At 39.3% G+C, this 5,366-nt stretch carries 8 protein-coding genes; 7 read left to right on the top strand and 1 reads right to left on the bottom strand.

The window, feature by feature from the left end:
- From DDR33_RS24805 to DDR33_RS24765, 7 genes are all read left to right on the top strand, one after another.
- The coding region (locus tag DDR33_RS24805; protein WP_202913844.1) for an RHS repeat-associated core domain-containing protein at positions 1–996 on the top strand (996 nt) is incomplete at its 5' end.
- A gap of 491 nt (positions 997–1,487) precedes the next feature.
- Complete coding sequence (locus DDR33_RS24795; protein WP_109418479.1) at positions 1,488–1,877, top strand: hypothetical protein; 390 nt, start codon at positions 1,488–1,490, stop codon at positions 1,875–1,877.
- Positions 1,877–2,335 (top strand): hypothetical protein, encoded by a 459-nt coding sequence (locus DDR33_RS24790; protein ID WP_109418478.1) that lies wholly within the window; start codon positions 1,877–1,879, stop codon positions 2,333–2,335. The genes DDR33_RS24795 and DDR33_RS24790 overlap by 1 nt, the downstream gene beginning before the upstream one ends.
- A gap of 107 nt (positions 2,336–2,442) precedes the next feature.
- Positions 2,443–2,850: a hypothetical protein gene (locus DDR33_RS24785; protein WP_109418477.1), complete on the top strand. Its 408-nt coding sequence runs from the start codon at positions 2,443–2,445 to the stop codon at positions 2,848–2,850.
- A gap of 596 nt (positions 2,851–3,446) precedes the next feature.
- A complete protein-coding gene (locus DDR33_RS24775; protein ID WP_109418475.1) occupies positions 3,447–3,785 on the top strand; it encodes a hypothetical protein in 339 nt (112 codons plus the stop codon).
- On the top strand, positions 3,739–4,215 hold the full coding sequence (locus tag DDR33_RS24770; RefSeq protein ID WP_238387943.1) for a hypothetical protein: 477 nt from the start codon (positions 3,739–3,741) through the stop codon (positions 4,213–4,215). The genes DDR33_RS24775 and DDR33_RS24770 overlap by 47 nt, the downstream gene beginning before the upstream one ends.
- A 500-nt stretch (positions 4,216–4,715) precedes the next feature.
- Positions 4,716–5,096, top strand: coding sequence for a hypothetical protein (locus DDR33_RS24765; protein WP_146198868.1), 381 nt, complete (start codon positions 4,716–4,718; stop codon positions 5,094–5,096).
- Between the two features lie 36 nt (positions 5,097–5,132).
- Here DDR33_RS24765 and DDR33_RS26125 read toward each other — a convergent pair.
- The coding region (locus DDR33_RS26125) for a hypothetical protein (protein WP_158280868.1) at positions 5,133–5,366 on the bottom strand (234 nt) is incomplete at its 5' end.

Below are 5,366 nucleotides of genomic sequence, written 5' to 3'. Positions count from 1 at the left end.
ACCCAGCCGAACAGGAACCTGTACAACGGGGGTTCGGAGTGGCAGAACGACTACGGGGACCTTCCGGACTATTACCAGACGTATTACCGGAACTATGATGCGGCCCTGGGGCGTTTCCTTGGGGTAGACCCGATGGCAGAAGCTTCGGACGCGGTAAGCACGTATCATTATTCGGGGAACAACCCGGTGATGTACAATGACCCTCTGGGGGACAAGAAGCTGGAGGCGCTGCCGCCGCATAGCCCCAGCGGCTGGGGTGCGGGTACAGGGCTTAGCCAGGAGGTGCTGGAACTGGCCTGGACATACTGGAGTATGACCCCGGATAATTCGGAAGAAACCTATCCCGATCCGGCCTCCGGATTCAAGTGGAACCCATGGGCAGGGGGGCGGATCAGCCAGGAAGAGTGGCTGGCACGGGGTGGTGACCCGAAGTTACTGGCTACGGCGGTGAACCCGCAGTTTTATAGCGGGGGATGGGTGAAGAAGGTAACGGTGACCAGTACTAAGACAACTCCGGTTAATGTGAATGAGACTGCTAACTCGGGGGGAATAGTTGGTGGGGATGCATGGAATACTACTTCAAATAGTATTTCTGCTTTAGGATTTACAGTAGGGGCAGGAGAATATCAATTAGGAAGAGTGCTTGAAAAGCGGTTAGCTTACCAGTTTACTAAAGCTGCTTATGAAGGATGGAAGAGCCCTGTTGGATCGACCTCATTTAAGACAATCATAGGAACCATTAACGCTGATACTAAACTTGTACAACGGGCTGCCACTTCATTAAAAGTGGGCGGGGCTATCCTTGGAGGAATAGGCGTTGTAATGACAGGCGTCGAAATCTATAATGGCAATAAGAGTTTAGTTGGAGAAGGAGGGCTTGATCTTATTATGGGGGGAGTTGGTTTTATTCCAGGTTGGGGCTGGGCGGCCTCCGGGCTTTATTTTGGAGGTAAATATCTATTACAGGAAACAGGAAATGACTTTTGGAATAAGTAATAAAGATGAGGTGGTATTATTATTTAAATTTTAGGGTTTATAAATTCTATCAGAAGAAAAAAGACAGTATCCCTGTATTTTATGCTTTCTTGGTTACTTCAACTCTTTTGTGCTTGAATGTTTTCATTCTGTTAGGAGGACTGGGGCTTTTTATGCCATTATTTCAACAACTAGTCAACTTAAAAGTGATGCTAACGACTTATGCATTAATAGGGTTCTTGAACTACCTGTTTTTGTATAGAGCTCATTTATATGAAGAAGTGTTTGGCGAGTTTGAGCATGATGCAGTGAGATATAACATGAGAAGTTGGGATATATCGGTTAAGTTGTATATAATTGTTTCTATCAGTTTATTCTTGTTGTTGCTGGTTATAGCGGATCTTAAAAATCATGGTCATCTATGATGATAAAGGAGACGATTATGCGGGTATGCTAACTCGGGAGGTGCGCTAGACTATTTCCATAACAATAATGGCGAAATAAGTAATTATTTGGCGGGAGTAGGTTATACTGTTGGTGCAATAAGTGATAGGATCGGAAGTGTTCTAAGTCGCCAGGCATTATATGGCGGATCCTACTCAACTACCATTTTAAAAACTCCTATAGCAAATATTCATGTTCCAACCGGAGCTCTTAAAGCCACGGGTACTGTACTTAAAAATGCGGGTCGTTTAGCCGGTATTGGAGGTGTTTTAATTACCGGCTACCAATATAGCACTGGTCAAATTACAGGAACGGAAGCCTCTGTGGATGCAGCATTTGGAATAATTGGTTTTATGGGACCGATTGGAGCAGGTGTAAGTATATTATATTTCGGCGGTAAGTTTGCTTATGAATACTATAGTGGAGATACTTTATTTGATAAACCAAGAGAAAGGTGATGAGAATATATAATTATTTATTATTTAGAATTTATAGGTTTTATACGGATACAATAAAAGAAGAAACGGGTCTTTTAATGACTGTAGCTTCTTTAAGCACTTTGTTTTTATCTTTTAACATATATACCATTTATTCATTTTTGACTTATAAAGGTCTTTTTAATGATATAATTCCCGGTAAATATTATGTCTTAATCCCAATGGCAATTATATGGTTATTGAATTATTTCATTTTTGTTAGAGGGGAACAGTTCTTAGAATACAACTTCAAAAAGGATGTAAAAGGCGGGATACTGATTGTCCTTTATATATTGATTACAGCAGTTTCATTTATCATAGTTGCTAATTTCAATCGGGAGAAGATATTTAAGCACCAGCAACCCGAAGTAACAGAACAAGTTGAACAAAGGCAATCATTAGAAGGAAAGGTAAGGAAATGGTGGAGGGATACTTTCTAAGGTACTAAGGTATTAAATTATAAAATAGTTATGCTAACTCGGGGGGAACATCAACAGCAGGTATAGGCGGGGATTTTCTGGCGAACAACTGGAAAGACATTGCCTTTTTGGCTAATGACTTTACTCAAGCTTATATTGGTGCCAGTACCACTCTTAAAGCATCTGCCGGTTATCGTTTAGCACAAACTACAGTTCAACTTCCATTAGGACTGGCAACAAGAACAAGCACAAGAGCTTTAAGTGCAATTTCGAAAGTTGGTGGGGTTCTAGCAGAGGCTGCTCCGTGGGTGGCGGCGGGTGCTATCGCTGTAGATATTTATCAAAACAGGCAACTTAACGTAGGACATCTCTATCAAGCTACTATTACAGGCCTTTCTTTAATTCCTGGAGCAGGTCTAATAATAGGAGGAGGAGCTCTTTTGGCCGAAGGTATTTCTTATTACTATACGGGTAGGGGCATTGCTGATAATATAAATTCTAGTTTGAACGGTGGAGTAATAATAGGTTCCAAATAATTGAAGCATGAGATTTTTAAATTATTTATACTATCGTATGTACAAAGCTTATGATAATAAAAATGACAGTCCGATTAGGAGGACATTTATGTATATGTCATTATTGATTTTTTATCTGGTTGCTGTTTTACTTCTTTTTGTTAAAAAGATATTGGAAAAAATAAATTTTTCAATTAATAACAAAATCGATAATAGTCCATTTTTTTGGATTGCAATTGCTATTTCTGTATGCCTATTAACATATTTAACCTACACTCGTAAAGATTTTAGCTATTTTGAAAACAAATTTTCAAACTGTGTTGAATTGAATAAGCGTATAAGATTATGGATGCTAATTGCATTTCCTTTTGTTCTCTTGTTTTTTAGTTTTTTTATTTATGTATTGTTATTTGGTGGGCAAATTCTGAATAAGGAAATCGCTGGCATATGGAGATAGATTGAGCCAATAGAGATGCTTACCCTACAGGCGGAAGGAAGCGGGCTCGGCAGGAAACCAAAACAATAGCGGATTTTACTTCGAAACAGGTTTTTCTCTCAATGAGGGGGCAGGTGTTGAAATAGCCTTTTCTAAAGCTTTAGGAGCGAAGTTTGATATAGTGAAGACTGCAATTAGAGATTATGGTTATAATTACAATAATAGAACGGGAGGAAGCCGTCCCAATGGTAAAGATGCAACCATATTTGGAACTGGACTTGGCGGTTTTTGGGTAGGTGCGAGTTACAAGTTAAATGCGGTTTATGATACTAAAACTGGACTTTTTACCAAAGAGCTTGTTATTGGAATTGGAGCGATAGGGATTCTGGGAGGAGAAATTACTTTAAATTCAGATGGTTCGTTCAAGGGAGCTACTTTAGGAATTGATTTAAATTCTTCTATTTTAATTATTTATGGAGCAGAGGCAACTTTTAAAGCCGGCTGGAAATGGGGAAAATAAAATGAAAAAGAAAATATATTCACAATTAACCTATGGGGTAATAGGCTCTTCTTCATTGCTTTCTATTATTGCCCTGATATTTGTTAATCGAGCAGATAGAAAAGATCTTCCACTTGATGGGCTAATAGCCCTAAATATTTTCATGATTTTCGTATTATTAATTGTTTTATGGATGGCGACTAAATTAAAACGAGTATATCTCTTTAAGGATCATATAGTGATAATGCCATTGTTTTCAAAAACGGAGACAAGAATTGATTTTAATCAAATTGTAGAAATGAAGAATGTTTTTCCTTCTTATATTGATCCTGTAAATTGTAGACTTATTTATTTAGAAGGAGAACGGAGCCGAAAAGTATTCTTCATTAAGGCCGTAAAATTTATCGATAAGAATAATCTCGGAGTTAGTTTGGGAATTGTAAAAAATTAAGATCCATACTATGCTTTTTACAGAATAGAGAGTGCGGGCTCGGGAGGAAATACATTAGACCCATCAACATTAGGAAGGAATCTTTTCGGTGATAATTATACAGGAGATAACAATCCCAGAAATTATGATGGGACATATAACTATACGGCTCCAGCTATGGCCCTGTCAGATTTCCCTCAATAGGCCATGATAGAAGGTATGACCGGTTAGGGGCTGCTGGTCCTAATGGTGTGCTAACAGATACAAGAGCGATATTAATTGATGCAAGATTTGTTGGAGAACAATTCGGAATTGCATTAGATCCTAGAAGTGATAACGTTTCGAGGGAGAATCGTTTATTGCAGGTCTGGGAATTCTATTTTACGCGATGCCAAAAACTGTAAATCAAAGTATGACTAATCCTGGAGGGTGGGCAAGTTCGCTCACTTGGTATTTTTATAGTAACATGGGTGTTAATAATATCCCATCAAAAAGATAGCGTAAAAATAAAAACAATAATAATGTTGGTAATCTCGATAGCAGCGGTAGTTGGTATTTTGAGAGTTGGATATATGATCGCGCCCGGAGTTGATCCGTATTCAGAAGTTTATAAATTTAACGTTGGCTCTGAACGAGTAGTTAATGCAGTTAATAATTTCAAAGGAGAGAATCCTCTATATAGTATATCAGAACAAATAGGGCTTCCTGATGGTTTAGTAGAGGATAGTAATACTCCAGATCGAATGCATGGGTATATTTATTATCCAAAAGAGGAGTGGATCATCCATTTCTGGATAAGGGGAGACCGCAAAAAATCTGAACTTCACCTTGTTGCTGTTAATCAAGGTTTAAAATTAGAGAATTGGCAAACCATTAATTCTGACATTATCCAAAAAGGATAATGTCAGAATTAAGAAACAATTTGATTCCTTAATTCTTCAACGTTTAGGTTTACCATACGTCAACAAGGGAAATAGTATGTCGCTGTGGTAGGGAAAATTTGCCTGCAGGGTAAATGCTAACTCGGGGGGGGACGGACTGATACAGTTCTGCAAGCCGCCGCCACCCCGCTCACCCGGGGCCTCCTGACGGCCATACAAAAGCGGACGGTCGGGGCAGGCCTGGGCAATATCTGGCTGCTCAGCGTCCAGTTCTACGACAAGCGGGGGAAC

Source organism: Pararcticibacter amylolyticus (assembly GCF_003130405.1).
Taxonomy (GTDB): Bacteria; Bacteroidota; Bacteroidia; order Sphingobacteriales; family Sphingobacteriaceae; genus Arcticibacter; species Arcticibacter amylolyticus.
This window is presented reverse-complemented; position numbering and strand designations above follow the sequence as displayed.